Consider the following 20,231-nt stretch of genomic DNA (forward strand, 5'->3'; position numbering starts at 1 on the left):
ACCGGGCCGCTTTTCCGTAGGTGGGGAAACCCTAGAACACGAATCCGAACCCCACCTTCACGAAGTCCGTGGCAGGGGGATCGCCCGCATCCACATCGTGGCTGGTGAGGGTCTTGTGGAAGGTGGCCTCCAGGGTGAACCGCGCCCCGGCGTCGTAGCCGAAGCTGTGGCCGAAGCCCAGCGAACCACCCATCCGGCTCTTGCGGGTGGTGTCGGTGTAGTCGTACTGGGGATCGCCGAAGCTGCGGTCGAACTGCTCGAAGTCGGCGGAGAGCCCCGCCACGAAGTAGAACCCCCGGTGGCGGAAGGCTGTGCCCTCGGGGAAGATCTGCAGGTCGCCGCCCAGGTTGAACTGCGAGTGGCGCAGGTTGATGGTGGTCTCGCCGGGGGCCCGGTTGGTGCCGTTCTCCGCCGACCCGCTGAGGTTCAGGCGGATGGCCAGGGTGCGGTCCACGGGGAAGCTGACCGTGAAGCTGCCGCCGAGGCCCACATCGTAGGTCTCCTTCTGGGGCGGGATGGTGTACCCCGCGCTGGGGCTGTAGTAGGCCGGGTAGGTTTTGCTGGAGAACTCGCCGGTGGGGATCAGCAGGTTCAGGCTGAAGCCCACGTGCGGGGTCTGGGCCTGGAGCGCGGCTCCCGAGGCGAGCAGCAGGGGCAGCAGGAGCATCGTGGTTCGTCGCATGGGGCCTCCATTGGGCGGGGTGTGAGAGCTACGGGGCGAAGGGCGTGCCAGCTTATGACAAGTGGCGCCAATCCTCGGACCCAGCGCAGCATACTCCGGTTGAAGCCCCCCCGGCGCCGCGGCGTTTTGCCTCGGCGGGGTGCAGGATTGCAACAGCAGGCTTTGGGCCGGGGCCGCGATGGCCTACTCTGGACAGGACGAGGATGGTTCATGGCGTGGAAGCAGGATCTGGCGAAGTTGAAGCAGCAGCTGGGACCGGAGGAGCCGGCCTCTCCTGCTCCGAAGCCCCCGCCCAAACCCGCACCCAAGCCCCAGGGGCCCACCAGCCTGGCTGACGAGGATGCGGTCTTCCTCTCGGCCATGGGACAGAAGCCCACGGCCCCCCGACCGGCAAAAGCAGAGGCCACGGCGGCCCCAGCCCCCTCCGGGGCAGCGGCCCAGCCGCCCCAGCCTCCGGCTCCGCCCCCCCCGCCCGAGACCTTCGAGGAAGCCCTCAAGGATCTGAAGGGCCTGAAACCCCTGGCCCGGGGACTCGAGGCCCAGACCAGACCAGCGCCGGCTCCCCCCGCGGCCCCGCCACCCCCGGTACCCCCCGCCCCCATCCCGGTCGAGGTGCCCTCCCTTCCACCCGAGAACCCCCCCCTTCCGCCCGAGCCCCCGGCGCCTGAGACCACCTCCGGACCTGCCCCGGGGACGTCCTTGCCCGCCCCGGCGCCCGTCCGGTTCCAGCTGGCGGCCGGCATGGCCCTCGAAGTGGACGGCGTGCTGGACCTGCGGGGACACACACTGCAGGACGCCCTGGACCGCCTGAAGGATCGCCTGGGCGACGGCCTGGTGCTGGGCTGGCGCAGCCTCCAGGTCATCCTGGGGCCGGATCCCCTGCTCCACGAGGGACTCATGGCCCTGCTGGCTTCCGGCGAGACGCCCATGGTGGCGCGCTACGCCCAGGCGCCGGTGCCCATGGGCGGCAGCCAGGCCTGGCTGCTCTATTTCACCCCTTCCCAGCCCCAGTCCTGACCTGAGTGCCTGATCCGAGCGATAGGGAGTACCCCCGATGAGTCTGTTGGTGGTTGGCAGTGTGGCCTTCGATGACCTGGAGACGCCCTTCGGCCGCCGCGAGCGCGCCCTGGGCGGCTCCGCGACCTACTTCTCCCTGAGCGCCAGCCGCTTCCATCCGGTGCGCATCGTCGCCGTGGTGGGCGAGGACTTCGGCCCCGACCAGATGCGCGTCTTCGAGGGCCGGCCCATCGACCTGGCGGGCCTGTCGAAGGTCAAGGGCCTCAGCTTCCACTGGAAGGGCGCCTACGGCTACGACCTGAACGAGGCCAAGACCCTGGCCACGGACCTGAACGTCTTCGCCGACTTCAAGCCGGACCTCCCCGCCAACTACCGCGAGTGCGACTACCTGTTCCTCGGGAACATCGATCCGGTGCTGCAGCTGGACGTGGTGCGCCAGATGGCCCGGCGGCCCAAGTGGATCGCCCTGGACACCATGAACTACTGGATCCGGGGGTCGCGCCCGGCCCTGGACGCGGTGCTCAAGGAGGTGGACATCCTCCTGGTGAATGACGCCGAAGTCCGGGAGCTTACCCAGGAATACAGCCTCATCAAGGCTTACAAGAAGGTCCGGGCCCTGGGCCCCAGCACCCTTGTGGTCAAGCGCGGGGAGTACGGCGTGGCCCTCTTCACGCCCGACGGGATCTTCGCCGCCCCGGCCTACCCGCTGGAGAACGTCTTCGACCCCACCGGGGCCGGGGACACCTTCGCCGGTGGGTTCCTGGGCTACCTGGCCTGGATCGAGCGGACCGATGTCACGGCCCTCAAGCACGCCACCCTGGTCGGATCGGTCATGGCCAGTTTCACCGTGGAACAGTTCTCCACGGAACGACTCGAGCAGATATCCCAGGATGAAGTTCGCAACCGCCTGGCATTATTTTCAGATATGATCCGCGTCGAAGACCTATAATCAGCACCACCTAATCCCCTGGGGGTCCCTGATGCACCAGCCCAATCGTCTGACTGTCGGCCGGCGGCGCGCCCTCGCGATGGCGCCCGGCCTCCTCGTGGCCCTGGCGCTCGCGGTTCCGGCCCTGGACGCCCAGGAGCCCGCTGGGACGATCAAGGTCGAAACCCACAGCTCGAAATGGGATTATCCCAAGGAACTCAAGGTACCCGAAGGCTCCCGCACCCACATCGTCGAGAAGGGCGACACGCTCTGGGATCTGGCCGGGAAGTACCTCGGCAATCCCTACGCCTGGCCCCAGATCTGGGAGCTGAACCAGTGGATCAAGGATCCGCACTGGATCTACCCTGGGGACCCCCTGATCATCGACCTCACCCGGGCCGTGGCCACCGCCGGCTCCGTGCCGGACTCCGTCTCCGGCCTCCAGCCGGATCGGCGCCGGGCCGATCCCGGCGCCCTCCGGCGGCCGGAACTGGGCTTCAGCTTCCAGGACTTCATCCAGCTCCCCTTCTTCGCCGCCGATGGCGCCGAGGCCCACTACAAGAACCAGGGCGCCTTCACCCTGACCTCCAACCGCAACGAGGACCGCCGTTTCCTCGCCGAGGGCGAGACCGTCTACATGAATGGCGGCAGCGAGCAGGGCGTCAAGGTCGGCGACCGGTTCCTCATCCTGAAGACGGTGGCCCGCAAGGTCCACCACCCCACCACCAAGCACAAGATGGGCGATGTGGTGCAGCAGGTGGGCGTGCTCCGCGTCATCACCGCCCAGGCCAAGGGCTCCGTGGCCACCATCGAGCGCTGCCTGGATGGCGTGGAAGTGGGCGATCACCTGGTGCGGTTCACCGAACCCGCCAACCTGCCCCTCCAGCTCCGGACCGACATCACCGACCCGGTGAAGGTGGCTCCGAACTCCGCCGTGGTGGTCTTCGCCCGCGATGAGCACCAGCACACCGCCAACGGCGACATGGTGATCGTGGACAAGGGCGCCAACGACGGGCTGAAGGTGGGCGACGTCCTGCTCGCAGTCCGCATCAAGGTCTTCCCCGTGGGGCCCGACGGCGACCGGAAGGGCGGCACGGAGACCACCACCCACTACATCGGCCAGGCCCTGGTGGTCCGCGCGGACAGTCAGACGGCCACCTGCCGCCTGCTCCGCACCACGGAGGAGATCCGCCTCGGCGATACCCTGACCCACTGAACGGAGTCCTCTCGGCAACTGGGGTCCCGCTGGGGCCTCAGTTTTTTGGGCGCCCCAGCTCCACCACCACGCGCTGCCCCCGGGTGGGCAGGGTGTAGGGATGCGGGGTGGCCTCCCAGCCGGACGGGAGCGGCTCCCTGGACCAGTCCGGCCCCTTGAGGGCAAGGAACGGGGCATCGGCTTTCCCATGGCGGGACCACCATCCCATCAGCTGCTCCAGGGATCCCAGGGCCTTGGCGGTCCCCAGGTCCGCCCCCAGCGGGGCCAGGTCCTCGAGGCGGCCCTGCACGGCTTTCAGATTGGGCACCGGAAGCTCCAGGGCGGCCTGGCGGACGAAGGCCAGCTTCTTGGCGGAAGCGTCCACCGCGAGCACCTCCAGATCCGGGCGGGCCAGGGCCAGGACGACGGCCGGGCAACCCATGCCGGTTCCCAGATCGGCCACCCGGCTCCCCGGGGCCAGGGGCTCCAGGAAGGGCAGGAGCGCGGCCGCATCCAGGATCAACTCCTCCCAGCGCTCGGCTTGAGGCAGGGAGGTCAGGGCGTGGGTGCGGTTCCAGCGGTCCAGCAGCACCAGATAGCGGCGCAGGGGGGCAGACAGGGGGGAAGGCAGGCGGGGCTCCATGCCTCCAGGATGCCAGGGATCTTCCTCGCACATTGAAACCTCTTCACCTCACCCATTTCTTCTTTATATTCAACATTTTTGTGACATTTTGATCTGGATTGTTCAGTGGCCCGGTCTATCATCTGAACCGTGAACAAACGATGTAATTCGTGCACCTAGAATGAAGAGATTGACGAATGGGTCAATAGCACTCATGATGAATCCCCTTTGACTGATCTTCCACAGGAGCCGGCCATGACTGAGACCAAGCTGCCTTTCCAGATCGATTGGTCGAGCCGCAGCAAAATGCGCGGGCCGGGTGAGCAGTCGCTCGGGAAGCTGCTTCACAGCCTTCGCGATCGTCTCGCGCCGGAAGCTCAGGGTGTATCGCTGACTTATGTCGATGATCGAGGCATGAGAAAACTCAATCGCGAGCATCGCGGGAAAAACATGACGACCGACGTCCTGAGTTTCCCCTCAAGTGTGGAGAAGGGTGCTTTTCCGCACCTCGGCGACATCGTGATCAGCCTTCCCACCGCCGAGAAAATGGCGAAGAAGTTTGGCGTCAGCCGTCGGCGTGAAGTGGAGACGCTGGTGATCCATGGCTTCCTGCATCTCTGCGGCCACGACCACGAAAAGGATCATGGCGAGATGATGGCGCTCCAGGCTCAGCTTGAACGCGAGCTGCTCGAGACGGAACCTCTGTCCATGAGCCTCAAGCGGGGGCGCAAGCCCGGCAGCAAGGTCAAGAAGCTCAAGGACGGCTCCCGGGTCGTGGTGACCGGCCGGGCCGCGGCCGCCCTCGTCCGGCGGGAACGCGTGAAAAAGGAGAAGAAGGTCAAGGTGCGCAAGGTGGTCAAGCCCAAGGATGCCGCCGTGAAGCGCGGCCCGGGGCGGCCCCGCAAAGAGGCTGCCGCCGCTCCCGCCAAGCGCGTGCTGCGCCGCCGCCGGCCGGGCCCCTCCCGCAGCGGCGTCATCGCCTAGCCGGGTTCACAACCTCCGCATGGAAAAAGGAGCCGAAGGCCGATAAAATGGCCCTTTGGCCCGGCCCCGGGCCCCATCGGAGCCTCCGTGATCAACCTCCTGCTAGGCCTGGGCACGGCCTTCGCCGTGATCCTGCTGTCCACCCTGCTCAGCATCAAGCTGTGGATCAGCGTGCCCATCGGCCTCCTCGCCGGGGCGGGCCTCTTCATCTGGCAGGGCCGCAAGGTCCAGCAGGAACTCGAGAAGATCTTCACCCGCGCGGGGGAGCTGCTGAAGAAGCAGCAGTTCGAGAAGGCCATCGAGGTGATGAAGGAGGGCTACCGCTTCGCCCCCAAGCAGTTCCTCGTGAAGGGCAGCATCGACGGCCAGATCGGCGTGGTGCAGTACCTCCGCAAGAAGAACGAGGAGGCTGAGCCCCTGCTGGCCTCTGCCTCCATGCAGCACTACATCGCCAAGGCCATGCTGGGCATCCTCCAGTGGAAGCGTGGCGAGAAGAAGAAGGCCAAGGAGACCTTCGCCCTGGCCCTGAAGGCCGGCAAGAAGGAGAGTCTGCTCTACGCCGTCTACGCCTATGTGCTGGTGGAGATGGGCGAGCGTGACAAGGCCATTGAGACGCTCAACCAGGGCCTCGGGATCTGCAAGGGCGACGAGCGCCTCATCACCAACCGCAACCTGCTGCAGAACGGCAAGGCCCTCAAGATGAAGGTCTACGGCGAGCAGTGGTACCAGTTCCTCCTGGAACGCCCCATGATCCGCCAGGAGGCTCCGGCCTTCGCCCGGGTTTCGCGGCGCGCCCTTCGCGGGTGATCTCCCTGCGTTGAAAAGATTCTTTTAACTTTAGGCAGCCGCGAATCGGTTGCCGCGCGGAACGAACGATTGAAGGAGCAACCTCTATGTCCGGCCACAGCAAATGGTCCACCATCAAGCACAAGAAGGGCGCCGCTGACGCCAAGCGCGGCAAGGTCTTCACGAAGATCCTGAAGGAGATCACCGTGGCCGCCCGCCTGGGCGGTGGCGACGTGAACGCCAACCCCCGCCTGCGCCTGGCCGTGGACCAGGCCAAGGGCAGCAACATGCCCAAGGACAACTGGGAGCGCGCCATCAAGAAGGGCACCGGCGAGCTCGAAGGGGTGACCTACGAGGAAGTGGTCTACGAGGCCTATGGCCCGGGCGGCGTGGCCATCATGGTCGAGGCCATGACCGACAACAAGAACCGCACCACCCCCGAGATCCGCAGCTACTTCACCAAGTTCGGCGGCGAGCTGGGCGCCCAGGGCTCCGTGGCCTACCTCTTCGCCAAGCAGGGCCAGATCGTGGTCGAGCCTGAAGTCTCCGAAGACAAGGTCATGGAAGTGGCCCTGGAAGCCGGCGCCGATGATGTGGTCAACGAAGGCGAGGCCTGGGTCATCAAGACCAGCCCCGAGGCCTACCAGGCCGTGAAGGATGCCGTGGACGCCGCCAAGCTCCCCGTCATCGAAGCCAAGATCATCATGGCCCCCAGCACCAGCACCGCCCTCGAGGGCTCCAAGCTCGCCAGCTTCCTCAAGCTCGTGGACCTGCTGGAGGACAACGACGACGTGCAGAACGTGTGGCACAACGGCGACTACGAGGAACCCGAAGATTAGGGTTCCCTTCAAGACTCCGATAGGCTCAGGGCGCCTCTCGGCGCCCTGAGTTATTCCTGCGCCTTGGGCGCAGGCATTGTCGTAATGGCGACGGCATCCGAATCACCACGCCCCACCGCCAGGATGGGGAACCGCGGCGGTTCGCCCCACATGCCGTCGCCGCGGATGAGGGCGCTGTGGAAGACGCCCCAGTAGGCCAGGCTGTCGGTGCTGCGGGGGTCCAGGAGGTAGAAGGCCAGGCGGCCCAGGGGCTGGTCGAGTGGGATGTAGAGGGCGCGGTCCAGGTCTTCCGGCGCCCAGGCCAGCTGCAGCTTCTTCGCAGCGGGATCGGCCCTCCAGGCCCCTTGGAGTTCGAGGGTGAACACGCCCTGGTAGGCGGAAGCGGACAGCTTGCGGCTGGTCTCATGGAAATGCAGGACGGCCAGGCCCCGCTGCCTCGCGCTCCCCTTCAGCACCTTCAGGCCATGGGCCTGGAGCAGCGGCAGCACCGTGGGGGCATAGGCCGGGTCCACCAGGTAGCCCGCCGGAACCGTCACGAAGTCCTGGCCCTCGAAGCCCACGAAGCTGGGCAGTTCCAGGTGCGTGCGGCTCTTCTCGCCCACCAGGCGGCCCTTCTCGTCGCGGATGGGGTCCACCCAGTCGAACGCTGCACGTTCGACCTGTTTCAGCTTCGCTGAAAGCGGAAGGGACACGGGCCCCTTCTTCCAGGCCTCCAGCCATCGGGCCTGGGCCCCCTGGATCTGGCCCCGGATTTCGCCGCGGTGCTCCGCCATCCAGGTCAGGCAGGCCAGCACGAAGCGGCGGGTGTCGGCGATGCGGTCGGGCCAGCTGCGGTAGACGTAGCTCTCGGAGAGCACCGCCAGGCGGTTGCGCAGGGCGGGATAGTTCGTCAGCAGCCGGGGGTGGGCATCGTAAGTCTCCCAGGCCGTGGGCGGCTTCTCCGGTGTGGGCCGGTAGGGCACGAAGTTGCCGTAGTCGTAGGTGGGCATGCCTTCGGCCTTCAGCTGCTCCCGCACCGCCACGAGCATCGCCCGGTTGAAGGCCAGCAGGTCTCCGTCCGCCCCCAGGGTGCAGGCCGGCCCATGGGTGAGGTGGAAACCGTGGGTGCTGCCGTTGGTGGTGTGCAGGTCCAGCACCGCCGCGGGATCGAAGTCGCCCAGCATGGCCAGGAGCCAGCGGGTGTTGGGCGCGGCAGCCTTCATGAGGTCGCGGTTGAGGTCCAGGCCCAGGGCGTTCTCGCGCCGGCCCACGCCGCTTTCCGTCGGGTTGGGCTGCCAGGGCCGGATGGCGGGATCCAGGGCGTCCGTGCCGTCGGCGTTGTAGGCGGGCATTACCACCAGGTCGAGGTCGCGCCGCAGACCCGGGTGCTTCCCCTGGAGCAGCTCGCGGAGGATCTGCTGGATGGCCTCCTTGCCTTCCACCTCCCCGGCATGGATGTTGGCGTTCACGAAGACCCGCAGCGGATCCCGCCCGTTTCCCCGCAGGCGCCAGGCCAGGAGGGGCTTGCCGGTCTCCGTGGTGCGGGGGGCGCCCTTGGGCTGGTAGGGCTCCAGCCCCGGCGCCTGCTTCCGCAGAGCCTCCATGAAGGCCCGGACCTCAGCCACCGTGGAGGTCCGCTTCAGCTGCGTGCGTTCAGGAACGGTCTGGGGCCACCCGGCGAGAAGGCTTGTCCCCGCCAGGGCCCACAGCAGGCGCCGCATGGGATCAGCGCCCGGTGAAGGAACTGTCCGCCGCGGAGGGCATCTCGGGCCCCGCCTTCGCGGGACCGCCGAAGAGGCCCTTGTTGTAGACCGTGAAGCTGGAGGCCAGGAACAGCACCAGGGCCAGCAGGGCGGAGCCGCGCTTCCCCACCGCCAGGGCCTTGGGCGTCATCTCGGACAGGCCCACCAGCACCAGGACCAGCAGCAGCTTGATGTGCATGTAGTGGCCCTGCTTCAGGGGGTTCTGACCGCCCTGGATCATCATCAGCAGCAGGCCGATGCCGGCGAGGAGGGCCAGCCGGAAGGACCAGGCCACCACCTTGGCCCAGACAGTGGCGGCGAGACCGCGGATCTCCTCGCGCCCCTCCTCGAATCCAGACAGGAGCAGGGCCACCACGGCCGCGCCGCCACCTACGGTGAGGGTCACGAAGTGCAGCCAGCGGAGGAGGTTCACAGCTTCGAGCTTGAGGTTCATGGTTGCCTCTGGAGTAGGAATCCCAGGTTAGCAGCCCTGGTAGGCTCATTGGATCTGGAGGATGTCATGGCCAAGCTGCGCGTCGCCGTCGTGGGTGTGGGTCATCTGGGACAGCACCACGCGAGGATCGCGGCCTCGGCTCCTGGGGCCACCCTGGTGGCCGTGGTGGATCCGGATCCCGCCCGGGGCCCGGAGATCGCCTCGAAGTTCGGTGCCCCCTGGGCCGCCTCCCTGGACCAGGTGCTGGCCGAAGTGGATGCAGTGCAGATTGCCGCTCCCACCGGCTTCCACCATGCCCTCGGCCTCCAGGCCCTGAAGGCCGGCAAGCACGTGCTGATGGAGAAGCCCCTGGCCGCCTCGCTCGACGAGGGCGTGGCCCTGCTGAAGGCCCTGGCCGCGGCCCGCGCCACGAATCCGGGAATCGTGGCCCAGGTGGGCCATCTGGAGCGCTTCAATCCGGCCGTGACGGCCCTCCGCGACCGCGGCTTCAAGCCCCGCTTCCTCGAGGCTGTGCGCGTCTCCCCCTTCCCGGCCCGCAGCCTCGAGGTGGACGTGGTGATGGACGTGATGATCCACGACCTGGACCTGCTCCGTGCCCTGGTGGGCCGGCCCGTGCTGGATGTGGAGGCTGTGGGCGTGCCCGTGCTGACGCCCTACGCGGATCTCGTGAATGCCCGCCTGAAGTTCGAGGGCGGCGCCTTCGCCACCGTCACCGCCAGCCGGGTGGCCCGCAAGAAGGAGCGCACTCTCCGCGCCTTCGGAGACAAGGAGTACGCCAGCCTCGACTTTGCCGCCCAGAAGCTGGAGATCCTCCGGCTGGTCATGGGCCCCGACGGCCCGCAGGTCCACCCCGAGACGGCCGACATCGAAGAGGGCGAACCCCTGCGCCTGGAGATCGAGGCCTTCCACGCCGCCTGCCTGGGCCAGGGCACCGAGGGCGTCACCTGGGAGGAGGGCCAGGAGGCCATGCGCGTGGCCGACCAGGTACAGAAGGCCGTGGCGAAGAGCCTGGCAGAGATCCAGAAAGGTTGAATTTCCTTGTAGTCATAGAACCAACCCAAAACACACGCAGAGGGTCGCCGAGATGGCCGAGAACGCGGAGAAAGAGAAAAAGAACAGGACCATCCCTCTGTGCCCTCCGCTTCCTCTGCGACCCTCTGCGTGAGTGGTTTCCCGCCGTGCATCGGTCATCGAGCGTACCTGGTATGAGCCGCTTCTACGACCTCGCCTCCCTGGCCAAGCCCCTGGTGACGGCACCGCTGGCGCTGGCCTACCTGGACCTGGATGCAGACCGGCGCTGGGCCCTGGGGTTCCATGATCGGGAGACCCCTCTCACAGTGCGGCAGCTGCTGTCCCACAGCTCGGGCCTGCCACCCTGGCGGCCCTTCACCGGTGAACCTCTGGCCGCGCAGCTCCGTCGCCCGGTCCCGGACCACCCCCTGCTCCGTCCCGCCACGCCCGGGCTGGCCACCTATTCGGACCTGAACTACCGCCTGCTGGCGGAGCTGCTGGTTGCCGAGACTGGTGTGCCCTTCGCGCGGCTGGGCGCGGCTTCGGGCCTGAGTCCCGCGCCCTGGCGGGAGGTCCCGGAGGTGCTTCCGGATGCGCCGGATGCGGAGGCCTGGCGGCTGGCCACGGAACGGCCCCTGCCGCCGCGCGGCGCGCATCTGCCCCAGGATGCCAACGCGCGCGCCGGCATGCCCGGCCACGCCGGCTACGGCACCACAGCCCCCCAGCTGGAAGCGGCCCTCACGTGCTGGGTGGCCGCCGGCTGGCCGGACCGCATGGCGGTGGAGGCCGCGGCCGGCGAGAATGCCGCCCGCTGGGGCCTGGGCCTCCAGGTGCTCTTGGGGGGCAGCGGACATTTTGGACAGCTGCTGTCGCGACTCCCTCAGGGCCCCGGCATCCATGTCCTCGAAGACCCCACGCAGGCGGTGCCCACTGTGATACCCGCTCCCGACCCCGATGCCGGCGTGCCCTCCGGCTGGTGGTTCCACCTGGGCTACACCGGTCCCGCCCTCTTCTACCGGCCTGGGGATCGCAGCTGCGTCGCCCTGCTCCTCCACCGGGGAGGGCCGGGTGGCCTGATGCTCGACGCCGAGGCGCTGCGGGCCCGGCGCTGGGAGGCCCTCGCCCGATTCGTGGGACAATGGGGCGGATGAAGCCCCTCCTCGTTCCCGCCCTGATCCTGTCGGTCGCTTCCGCCCCTGCCGCCCAGCCCCCGCTGAGGATCGGCCTCGACACCCAGGCCACGGAATGGATCGTGTCACTGGAAGGCGGCGGCCAGGTCTGCGACCGCGCCGGGAAACCCCTGCTGAAGCTGGCCCCGGACGAAAAGCTGCGCATCTGGTGGGACAGCCGCGGCGCCTCGGATCCCACCAGCGAGTACCGCATCCAGGTGGGCCGCCCCCTGGCCGCCGGCGAGGCGGAGGCCCTGATGAAGCGCCTGAAGACGCTCGGTGAGCCGGCGGACCGCGTGAGGGTGCCCGATGCGGATACCTGGCGCGTGCTGACCGGCCACTTCCCCGAGGCGCCCAAGGCCGAGCCCCTGCTCCAGAAGCTCCAGGACCTGGGGTACGACGAGCTGTGGGTGGCCACCGAGCCCCGCGACAGCCAGCCCCGCAAGGGCCGCGCCCTCTACGCCGTCAGCGATCGCTATGAGCGGCGCGCCCTGCCCCTCGGCGGCGTGTGGCTGAGACCCGCGGGCGAGCTGACCAGCCTCCAGGGCAAGGGCCGCTACCGGGGCAAGGTGGAGATCTTCCCCAACGCCCAGGGCCGCCTGACGGTGGTGAACACCCTGGATCTGGAGACCTACCTCCGTGGCGTGGTGCCCAAGGAGATGGGCGCCTGGGAGTTCCCCTCCCTCGAGGCGCTGAAGGCCCAGGCCGTGGCGGCCCGCACCTACGCCGTGGCCAACCGCGGCAAGCGTGCGGCCGACGGTTTCGACATGGGCGACACCGTGGCCGACCAGGTCTACGGCGGGCGCGACGGCGAGCAGCTCCTCACCGACCGGGCCATCCAGGAGACGGAAGGCCTGTTCGCCACCTACGGCGGCAAGCCCATCCTGGCCCTCTTCATGGCGAACTGCGGCGGCCACACGGTGGACGTGTCCCAGGTCTTCGGCGGCGATGCCCCCTACCTGAAGGCCGCCCCATGCTATCCCGCCAAGCCCCTCACCCTGCCCTTCACGTCCGGCGCGCCCATCACGGCGGAGGCCCAGCAGTCCTGGCTCAGCTGGGAGCTGCTGAGGCTGGCGGCCGGCATCGTGCCCGTGGAGTGGCTCAGCGGCGACCGCCTGGCCCGCCCCGCCACGACGGAGGACCTGGCCGCCCCGGTGCTGGCCCTCCAGCAGCGCCTCGGCCTCGATCCGGCGCCCCTGTCCCGGAACGGCCATCTGGTGCTCGCCCTGGCCCGGGCCCTGGGCCTCCACACTGTGGTGGAAGGCCAGGAGCGCCCCCAGGACGCCGCGTACTTCCTGCCGCCCGAGGTGCCTGCCGGCGATCGCCTGCTGGCCGCCTTCCTCACCCGGAGGGGCATCGTCCCCGCGGCCCTCTGGACCGCCAAGGAGCCCCCCGCCCTTCGCCAGGCCCTCCTGGCCCTGGGCCGGATGTGGCAGGACCTGGATCCCCTGACCCCCGGGGAAGGCGCCCTGCTGATGGACCGGCAGGTGCGCCGGAAGCGGGGCGGCCCTGAGCCCCTGGCCCTCTCCCCGAGGCTGATTCTCGCGGAGGAGGCGCCGGATGGCAGCCTGCGCCTGCTGCCGAAGGCCGACATCCAGGTGGGCGACCGCCTGAAGTGGATCTCCGCCGAGGACGGCTCCGCCGCGGTGCTGGTGCGGCGGCTCGATCCCGATGGCGCCGCCTGGGACCGCTACAACCCCACCGCCCACTGGCGCGTGGAATATACCGAGGCCGACCTACTGGCCCTGGTGAGGAAGCGCATCAAGGTCTCCGGCATCCGCGAGCTCAGGGCCCAGCACAACGAGGAGGGCCGGGTGCTGGACCTGGCGCTGATCGACAGCCAGGGGGCCGCCCACCGGGTGCGCGGCATGCACATCCGCGGCCTCCTGGGTCTCAAGGACAACGTGTTCCGCTTCCTCACCCTGGGCCAGGGCGCCCGGCGCCGCTGGGTGTTCTACGGGCGGGGCTGGGGCCATGGGGTGGGCATGTGCCAGACCGGCGCCTATGGCATGGCGCTGGAGGGGGCCACCTTCCAGCAGATCCTTTCGCACTACTACCCCGGGACCGATCTGCGTAAGGTCGATTGATTTTCAACCTCAGGGTCTGTTTTCAAAGTGGATGCGAGCCGCGACGCCGTCCAGCCGCGCACATGGCAAGGCGGAGACCGAAGGGCGATGCGGGACATCGTTCGAGGTCGCCAACGCAGCCAGGGGTGCGGCTGGGCGACGTCCCGGAGGGCAAGGGGCGGCGCCCGGCGCGATGCTGCGTCAAGCTCCTCGTCGATAGTGCCGCTATCGCCTTCGTCGCTTTCCTGGCCTCGCTTGGGCGGCGCCCCTTGCGCGGCCACACCCCACTTTGAAAACAGACCCTAAAATCTCTTTCAGGGATTGACGAACCCCCGGCATCGCCCCAGGTTTGCCTTCCTGGGGGAGGTATGTCTCTGGATGCCTGGATTCTCGGCGCGCCGCTGAAGGTGCTGCGGCAGGAGGACCATCCGTACCGCGAGACCACCCTGGCCACCCTGGGGCGGCATGAGCTGGGCATGAGCCGGCGGCAGACCCCGGCGGCCCAGCCGGGCTGCGAGATCTTCCTGGATGGCCGGTCCATCTACCTACCCGGGGATCCCGCGCCGGACCGGGCCTGGTTCGACCTCTGCCGCGAGCTGGGCTACGAGCCCGCCCACCACTGGGACTGGGACCCGGCCCTGATCCTCTTCCAGCAGGTGCTGCCGGCCCTGGCGGCGGACTGGCACGAACCGCCCCTCCCCCTGGACGCCCAGGGCCTCCCGGAGGGTGTCCTGAGCCTGGCCAGCCTCCGGCAGACCTTCGCGGAGGCCGTCTCCGAGCTGCGCCAGGACAGCCTCGGTCCCGTGGGCGCCAAGGTGGCCGAGACCTTCGAGTGGCTCCCCCTCCGTGCCGTGGTCTTCCACGACGATGCCCAGCTGCCTCTCGATTTCGAGGGCGCCGGCTCCTGCGGGCGGGTGTCCCTCTGGCTCGGCATCCACCGGGACCGGGCCGTGGCGCTGGATGGACCGGCCCCCTTCGGGTCCGGGCTGCGGCGCTGGGTGGCCGGAGGTTCCGGAGACCTCACACCCGCAGAATCCTTCCTCCGGGCCGCCGGGCTGGACCCGGAGCCCCCCAAGGGCTTCGACACCGCCTTCGAGGCCGCCCTCCACCGCCTCTGCTCTCGGCTGGAAGGCCCCTTGGACGCCTACCGCCGCACCTACCCTGTGGGCATCCCCTGGCACCGGGACCGCCGCGAGCGCCTCCTGGGCCGCACGATCGTGGATGTCCGGCCTGGGACGCCCCCCATGCTCGTGCTGGATGACGGCACCGAGGTGGCCTTGGAAAACACGCCCGTGCCCACCTGGGAGCACGGCGGCATCTGAGGTCAGGACCCGGGCTCGGTCTCCCCCTCGGGCATCCGGTTCATCCGCCGCACCAGGGCCACCATGAACATGGTGAGGGCGGCTCCGACCGCCGCGGCGGTCATGTCCTTCTGCGCGTCCCAGATGTCCCCCTGGGTGCCGAGGAAGGCATCGCCCAGCTCCGGCGCGCTGAGGCGGGCCGTGATGCTCTCGATGATCTCGTAGACGGCGGAGGCCGCCAGCACCACGTCCAGGGGCAGGTAGTAGTTCCAGAACCCGCGGGTGCGCGCCACCCGCATGAACACCTCGCGCACGGGGTAGGCCAGCAGGAGGCCGAAGCTGAAGTGGACGATGCGGTCGAAGGGGTTTCGCGCCAGTCCCCAGTGCGCCTTCATCCAGAAGCCGAGCGGCACGTTGGCATAGGTGTAGTGGGCGCCCACCGCATGCAGCGCCAGAAAGATGGTGATCAGCAGATAGCTGAGGTCGGAGAGCGGGAAGCGGCGGTAGGTCCCGGCCAGACCGGCCACGGCCAGCACCACCAGCAGGTTCTCCATCCGCCAGTCCCCGGGATAGAGGGGCCGGATGGCCGTCACGATCCAGACGAGGGCGTAGGCGACGCAGAGGACCTGGAGGAACCGGTTCTCGCGGAAGGGGCGCGGGTTCGGGTGGGCGGCGTGGCTGAGCATGCCCCAGATTACATGACCTTCGCATCCCCGGTGGCGCGCAGGTTCACGGCCGTGACCTTGTATTCGGGCGTGCCCGTGACCGTGTCCCGGCCGGGGCCCGTGGCCAGGTTCACGTAGGCGGCCACGGCGTGGAACGTGGCGAAGGGCTCGCCCCGCCGGACCCGGTCCGTGGGGCGGGTGCGGAGGGTGAAGGCCCCGTGGCGGCTCTGCACATGGACCGGATCTCCGGCGGAGAGGCCCAGCTCCGCCGCGTCGTCGGGGTGGAGCTCCAGCTCGTCATCCGCCCGCAGCTCGCGGTTGCGGGTCCGGCCCGTCATCGTCGCAGCATTGAAATGGAAGAGGCTGCGCCCCGTGTTCAGCAGGAAGGGGAACTCGCCATTCGTCACCTCCAGGCTGGGCGTCCAACCGAGCGGGCGGAAGGCCGCCCGGCCCCCCGGGAAACCGCCGGCGTGGAGCACCGGGGTGCCCGGGTGGTCCTCGGCCGGGCAGGGCCACTGGAGGCCCCCCTCCTGGTCCAGCCGCCCGTGGCTGATGCCGGCGATGGCCGGCCAGACCTGGCGCGCCTCGTCCCACACGGCGGCGGCGTCCGGGTGCCGGAAGGGCTGCCCGGCGCCCAGCCGCTCCGCCAGGGCTGCGAGGATCGCCATGTCCGTGCGGCTGCCCCCCTTTGGCGGCACCACCTGGCGCACACGCTGGACGCGACGCTCGCCGTTCATGTAGGTGCCCTCCTTCTCGAAGGGGCTGGCGGCGGGCAGGAAGACCGTGCCGAACGCTTTCGCCGTCTCCGTGAGGAACAGATCCACCACGATCAGGGCCTCCAGCCCGTTCAGGTTCTCCGCGGTCTCCCGCGCCCCAGGATGGCTGAGGAGGGGGTCGTAGCCGATCACCAGCAGCGCCTTCAGCCGCCCTTCGCCGGCGGCGTCAATCATCTCCAGGGCGTTGAGGCCAGGCTCCTCCGGCAGCTCGGCGCCCCACACCTGCGCGTGGATCTCCCGGGACTGCGCCAGCTTCTGGTAGCCCGTGAGCCGCGACGGTTCGCAGCCCATCTGGGCGCTGCCCTGGACGTTGTTCTGGCCCCGCAGGGGATTCACGCCGGCGCCGGGAATGCCCACGTTCCCCGTGAGCAGCGCGAGGTGGGCCAGGGCCGCCACGCCATCCGTGCCCTGGCGTTGCTCCGTGACGCCGAGGCCATGGAAGATCATGGCCGGGCCCGTGGTGGCGTAGAGCCGGGCCGCGCGCCGGATGGCCTCCGGCTCGATCCCGCAGAGAGCGCCCACCCGCTCGGGGGTCCACTCGCGCAGGGAGGCCGCGTAGGCCTCCAGACCCTCCGTGCGGGCCGCGAGGAAGGCCGGGTCCGTGAGCCCCTCACCGAGGATCAGGCTCGCCATGGCCTGCAGGAGAGGAAGGTTCGTGCCGGGCCGGGGGGCGAGGTGGATCGTGGCCAGGTCCGCCAGTTCCGTGCGCCGGGGATCGATCACGATGAGCGGGACGCCGGCCCGGGCCCGCTGGCGGATGCGGGCCCCCACGATGGGATGGTTCTCGGTGGGGTTCGCGCCCACGACCATGAGCAGTCCGGCCCGCTCGATATCGGCGTAGCTGTTGGTGGCCGCCCCGGTGCCGAAGGTCTGGCCCAGGCCCGCGGCGCTGGGCGCATGGCAGACCCGGGCGCAGCAGTCCACGTTGTTCGTGCCCAGGGCCAGGCGCGCGAACTTCTGCGTCAGGTAGTTCTCTTCGTTGGTGGAACGGCTGGAGGCCAGCACGCCCACAGCACTGGGGCCTCCAGCCCGGCGGGCCTGCTGGAGGGCGGAGGCCGCGGCCGCCAGCGCCTCATCCCAGGTCGCGGGCTCCCACACCCCGTTCCGCCGGATCAGGGGCTCCGTGATCCGGTCCGGCGCATCGCTGAAGCCCCACCCATAGCGGCCCTTCACGCAGAGGTGGCCGCGGCTCACAGGCGAAGCGAACACGGGGCGCGCTTCGGTGATGCGCCCACCCTTCACGCCCACCTCCATCTCGCAGCCCGTGCCGCAGTAGGGGCAGGTGGTGCGCACCCAGCGCTCCGGCAGTCCCGCCGCCAGGCGGGAGACGTCCTCGATGGCGCCCGTGGGACAGGTGTCGGCGCAGGCGCCGCAGCTCACGCAGGCGCTCTCGCGCAGACCCGGCGACAGGCCCGGCGCCAGGGCCAGGTCCGCTCCGCGGCCCGTGAAGGTCCAGATGTTCTGCCCCTGCACCTCGTCGCAGATGCGCACGCAGCGGCCGCAGGCCACGCACCAGGAGAGGTCCACATCCAGGTACGGATGCTCGGGCTGCTTCGCCTCCGGCTTCCTCGTGCCTGACGGTTCCACGCCATAGGCGTCCAGCAGCTTCCGGAAGGGCTTCCCCGCCAGCCGCGCCGGGTCCTCCCCGGGGATGCGCTCCGCCAGGTGGGTCAGCATGGCCCGGCGGAAGTCCTCCAGGGCCGGCGTGTGGGTCGCCACCTCCATGCCCTCCTCCACGGGCGTGGCGCAGGCGCAGGGGGAGCGCTCGCGGCCCGCCACCTCGACCTCGCACAACCGGCAGCTGGAGGCCGGCTTCAGCCGCGGATCCGAGCAGAGGGTGGGGATGTCGATGCCGTTCTCCCGGCAGGCCTGCAGCAGCATGGTTCCCGGCCGCGCCGCGACGTCGCGGCCATTCACCCGCAGGCGGATGAGGGTTCCGATCACCAGTTTGTCTCCTGAAGGAAGGGGCGCTCAGCAGTATGCGCCGCATGCCCTGGAGTTCAAGGCTGGCCGTGCTGCTCCCACTTCACCCCGAAGTGATCCAGGATGTGCTGGCGCTCCACGCGCTCCTGCTCCGCGATGCTCGCGTAGGGATGGCGGAACACCACGCGCCGGACCCCCCGGCGCACCAGGGCGCGGCAGCAGGTGAGGCAGGGCTCGTGGGTGACGTAGGCGATGGCCACGGGGCCGTCACAGAAGCCCAGGGCGTTCTCCTCCGCGTGGCTCGTGTGCAGGCAGCGCTGGCCGGGCTTGCAGGTCTCCGGCGTGCAGTGCGGCATGCCCGGCAGCGCCCCGTTGAATCCCGCCGCCGCGATGCCGCCGTCGCCCCGCAGCAGCACAGCGCCCACCTGGAGGCGGCAGCAGGTCCCCAGGCGGCTCAGCTCCAGCGCCATGTTCATGAAGACTTCGTCCTTCAGCTGGGATCGCGTCACGGTGGGCCCCTCGGGAAACCTCCATCATCGCAAGATGCGCTCCGCCGCGGACCCACCCTCCACCACTCAATGGATCTGGGTGTCCTTGGAAGAAATCGTGCGTTTCGTCACAGCCTCAGGGGTTCAACCAAAGTCGCTCATAGGCATAATAAAATATAGGCAGGTAATATATGAGACCCAGTCTTCTGACCCCCCTCCTTGCCATCCTGGCCCTCTGCGGGCCGGTTTCCCTGCACGCCCAGGCCCGCGCCCAGGCCCGCCTCCAGGACTGGGACCCCGCGCGCGCGACCGGGGGCTGGGCCTTCCAGGAAGTGGACGGCTCGCTGGTGTTCTTCGATCCGGGCACGCGGTCACTCCGCGCCTGGATGAAGGGCAGCGGCCTCCTGTCCACCCTGCCGGTGTTCCTGCCCGAGGTCCGGAAGCCCGCCCCGGCTTCGAAGCCGGCCGCCGCACCGCCCCGGGCCACCACCACGGACTACGACGCCGCCGGTGCCCTTCTGTACGGCATCCCGCGCCACCAGCGGCCTCAGCCAGCGGCGCCCAGACCCGCATCCCAGCAAGCCCCCGAGGCCCCCGCCAGCGAGGCGGTCCCCGAGCGCTGGGTGGTCGACTCCTACAGCCGGACCTGGATGGTCTGCGACGGGCGGCTGGTCATCCTCACCAAGGACGGGCAGCTCGAGACCGCATCGGCGCTTCCCGCCCCCGTCCAGGACATGGCCGTGGGCCGTGAGGGCATCCTCATCCTCTATCGCACCCTGAAGCCCTGCCTGGAGAAGCGCGACCTCCGGACCGGCGCGGTGCTCTGGTCCTACGGCGACCGCTCCCAGCTGAAGGACGCCGCGGCCCAGCCCCTGCTCGTCCCCCTCAACCGCATGGCTCTGGGCGCGGACGGGACGGTGTACCTGGCCGAAGGCCCCAGCCTGGCCTTCACGGTGCTCGATCCCGTCAAGGGGCCCAAGGAGCCCGGCCAGACCTTCTTCACCTGCCATGATGCCCTCCCGGGCCGCGCGGCCCTGGGCCGGGTGGGGCGCGGTCCCATGCTCTCCTGGGCGGGCCGGGACGTCATCTTCTGCGTCTTCCAGTCCAGTCAGGTCCGATCCTGCGGCGCGCCGGAATCCACGGGCCTGATGCTCGCCCGCTTCGACCTCCTCAACGGCGCCCTGGAGTGGATCCCCACCACGCTCGCCGAAGGGCATCAGCTGGTGGGTCTCCTCGACCACGAAGCCGTCTTCCTCGCGCCCAGCGGCGGCCTGGCCTACGCGCCCATCCGCTGAGGCGGGCGGCCGGTCCGCCGGGCCCTCAGATCCTCCGACATCCCGGCCATCCGATCATCCGAACTGGTGGCCCCGATGCGATTCGAACGCACGACCTGCTCCTTAGGAGGGAGCTGCTCTATCCAGCTGAGCTACGGGACCCACGCGGGTTTGCGCGGTTTCAGTCTAGCAGTTGTGCCTGTGTTGTGGCGCCCCGCTCCTCATGAGGCCCCGGGCCCGCGGCTTCCGGGAAGGCGCAGCGCGCGTGCAGGAGGCCGAGCGCCCGGAGTCCGGGAAACAGGAACCCACGCATCGATGACCGAGCAATTT

At 69.3% G+C, this 20,231-nt stretch carries 18 protein-coding genes and 1 tRNA gene; 11 read left to right on the forward strand and 8 right to left on the reverse strand.

Features of this window, described 5'->3' with window-relative positions; all coding sequences use genetic code 11:
* Positions 1–31: 31 nt before the first annotated feature.
* The gene (locus tag QSJ30_RS11740) at positions 32–682 is read right to left on the reverse strand and encodes an outer membrane beta-barrel protein (RefSeq protein WP_285609453.1); all 651 of its coding nucleotides are present in this window, start codon (positions 680–682) and stop codon (positions 32–34) included.
* A gap of 210 nt (positions 683–892) precedes the next feature.
* Between QSJ30_RS11740 and QSJ30_RS11745 the strand changes: the two genes are divergently transcribed.
* From QSJ30_RS11745 to QSJ30_RS11755, 3 genes are read left to right on the forward strand one after another with little or no spacing between them, the layout of a single operon-like run.
* On the forward strand, positions 893–1,699 hold the full coding sequence (locus tag QSJ30_RS11745; RefSeq protein WP_285609454.1) for a Smr/MutS family protein: 807 nt from the start codon (positions 893–895) through the stop codon (positions 1,697–1,699).
* Between the two features lie 37 nt (positions 1,700–1,736).
* On the forward strand, positions 1,737–2,648 hold the full coding sequence (locus QSJ30_RS11750; RefSeq protein ID WP_285609456.1) for a PfkB family carbohydrate kinase: 912 nt from the start codon (positions 1,737–1,739) through the stop codon (positions 2,646–2,648).
* Positions 2,649–2,679: 31 nt separating this feature from the next.
* Positions 2,680–3,843: a LysM peptidoglycan-binding domain-containing protein gene (locus QSJ30_RS11755; protein ID WP_285609458.1), complete on the forward strand. Its 1,164-nt coding sequence runs from the start codon at positions 2,680–2,682 to the stop codon at positions 3,841–3,843.
* A 37-nt stretch (positions 3,844–3,880) separates the two neighbouring features.
* On the opposite strand, the gene QSJ30_RS11760 is transcribed toward QSJ30_RS11755, so the two are convergent.
* A complete protein-coding gene (locus QSJ30_RS11760) occupies positions 3,881–4,465 on the reverse strand; it encodes a 16S rRNA (guanine(527)-N(7))-methyltransferase RsmG (protein ID WP_285609459.1) in 585 nt (194 codons plus the stop codon).
* A gap of 234 nt (positions 4,466–4,699) precedes the next feature.
* On the opposite strand from QSJ30_RS11760, the gene ybeY reads away from it, so the two are divergent.
* From ybeY to QSJ30_RS11775, 3 genes are all read left to right on the forward strand, one after another.
* Positions 4,700–5,428 carry an rRNA maturation RNase YbeY gene (gene ybeY, locus QSJ30_RS11765; RefSeq protein ID WP_285609465.1) on the forward strand — a complete coding sequence of 243 codons (729 nt, stop codon included), beginning with the start codon at positions 4,700–4,702 and terminating at the stop codon, positions 5,426–5,428.
* An 87-nt stretch (positions 5,429–5,515) separates the two neighbouring features.
* Positions 5,516–6,235 (forward strand): tetratricopeptide repeat protein, encoded by a 720-nt coding sequence (locus QSJ30_RS11770; protein WP_285609468.1) that lies wholly within the window; start codon positions 5,516–5,518, stop codon positions 6,233–6,235.
* Positions 6,236–6,321: 86 nt separating this feature from the next.
* A complete protein-coding gene (locus tag QSJ30_RS11775) occupies positions 6,322–7,053 on the forward strand; it encodes a YebC/PmpR family DNA-binding transcriptional regulator (protein ID WP_285609470.1) in 732 nt (243 codons plus the stop codon).
* A 50-nt stretch (positions 7,054–7,103) separates the two neighbouring features.
* On the opposite strand, the gene QSJ30_RS11780 is transcribed toward QSJ30_RS11775, so the two are convergent.
* Together QSJ30_RS11780 and QSJ30_RS11785 are read right to left on the reverse strand one after the other, a co-directional pair.
* Complete coding sequence (locus tag QSJ30_RS11780) at positions 7,104–8,753, reverse strand: M14 family zinc carboxypeptidase (RefSeq protein WP_285609472.1); 1,650 nt, start codon at positions 8,751–8,753, stop codon at positions 7,104–7,106.
* Between the two features lie 4 nt (positions 8,754–8,757).
* A complete protein-coding gene (locus tag QSJ30_RS11785; protein ID WP_285609474.1) occupies positions 8,758–9,228 on the reverse strand; it encodes a hypothetical protein in 471 nt (156 codons plus the stop codon).
* 66 nt (positions 9,229–9,294) lie between these two features.
* Between QSJ30_RS11785 and QSJ30_RS11790 the strand changes: the two genes are divergently transcribed.
* From QSJ30_RS11790 to QSJ30_RS11805, 4 genes are all read left to right on the forward strand, one after another.
* Complete coding sequence (locus tag QSJ30_RS11790) at positions 9,295–10,260, forward strand: Gfo/Idh/MocA family protein (RefSeq protein WP_285609476.1); 966 nt, start codon at positions 9,295–9,297, stop codon at positions 10,258–10,260.
* Positions 10,261–10,433: 173 nt separating this feature from the next.
* Positions 10,434–11,390: a serine hydrolase domain-containing protein gene (locus tag QSJ30_RS11795; RefSeq protein WP_285609478.1), complete on the forward strand. Its 957-nt coding sequence runs from the start codon at positions 10,434–10,436 to the stop codon at positions 11,388–11,390.
* Entirely contained in the window at positions 11,387–13,495 is a 2,109-nt protein-coding gene (locus QSJ30_RS11800; protein ID WP_285609480.1) for a SpoIID/LytB domain-containing protein, read from the forward strand. The genes QSJ30_RS11795 and QSJ30_RS11800 overlap by 4 nt, the downstream gene beginning before the upstream one ends.
* 347 nt (positions 13,496–13,842) lie before the next feature.
* Positions 13,843–14,796, forward strand: a complete 954-nt coding sequence (locus QSJ30_RS11805) for a hypothetical protein (protein WP_285609482.1) — start codon at positions 13,843–13,845, stop codon at positions 14,794–14,796.
* A 2-nt stretch (positions 14,797–14,798) separates the two neighbouring features.
* On the opposite strand, the gene QSJ30_RS11810 is transcribed toward QSJ30_RS11805, so the two are convergent.
* Genes QSJ30_RS11810 through QSJ30_RS11820 form a run of 3 tightly spaced genes read right to left on the reverse strand, consistent with a single transcriptional unit; the run spans position 14,799 to position 18,648 of the window.
* Positions 14,799–15,461 (reverse strand): DUF2238 domain-containing protein, encoded by a 663-nt coding sequence (locus QSJ30_RS11810; RefSeq protein WP_285609484.1) that lies wholly within the window; start codon positions 15,459–15,461, stop codon positions 14,799–14,801.
* Between the two features lie 8 nt (positions 15,462–15,469).
* Positions 15,470–18,160 carry a formate dehydrogenase subunit alpha gene (gene fdhF / locus QSJ30_RS11815; RefSeq protein ID WP_285609486.1) on the reverse strand — a complete coding sequence of 897 codons (2,691 nt, stop codon included), beginning with the start codon at positions 18,158–18,160 and terminating at the stop codon, positions 15,470–15,472.
* Between the two features lie 56 nt (positions 18,161–18,216).
* Positions 18,217–18,648 (reverse strand): deoxycytidylate deaminase, encoded by a 432-nt coding sequence (locus tag QSJ30_RS11820; RefSeq protein WP_285609488.1) that lies wholly within the window; start codon positions 18,646–18,648, stop codon positions 18,217–18,219.
* 170 nt (positions 18,649–18,818) lie between these two features.
* Between QSJ30_RS11820 and QSJ30_RS11825 the strand changes: the two genes are divergently transcribed.
* Positions 18,819–19,922 carry a hypothetical protein gene (locus QSJ30_RS11825; RefSeq protein WP_285609490.1) on the forward strand — a complete coding sequence of 368 codons (1,104 nt, stop codon included), beginning with the start codon at positions 18,819–18,821 and terminating at the stop codon, positions 19,920–19,922.
* A 64-nt stretch (positions 19,923–19,986) separates the two neighbouring features.
* Here QSJ30_RS11825 and QSJ30_RS11830 read toward each other — a convergent pair.
* Positions 19,987–20,063: transfer RNA gene (locus QSJ30_RS11830), tRNA-Arg, on the reverse strand.
* Between the last annotated feature and the right edge of the window lie 168 nt (positions 20,064–20,231).

Source organism: Geothrix edaphica (genome assembly GCF_030268045.1).
GTDB classification, from domain to species: domain Bacteria; phylum Acidobacteriota; class Holophagae; order Holophagales; family Holophagaceae; genus Geothrix; species Geothrix edaphica.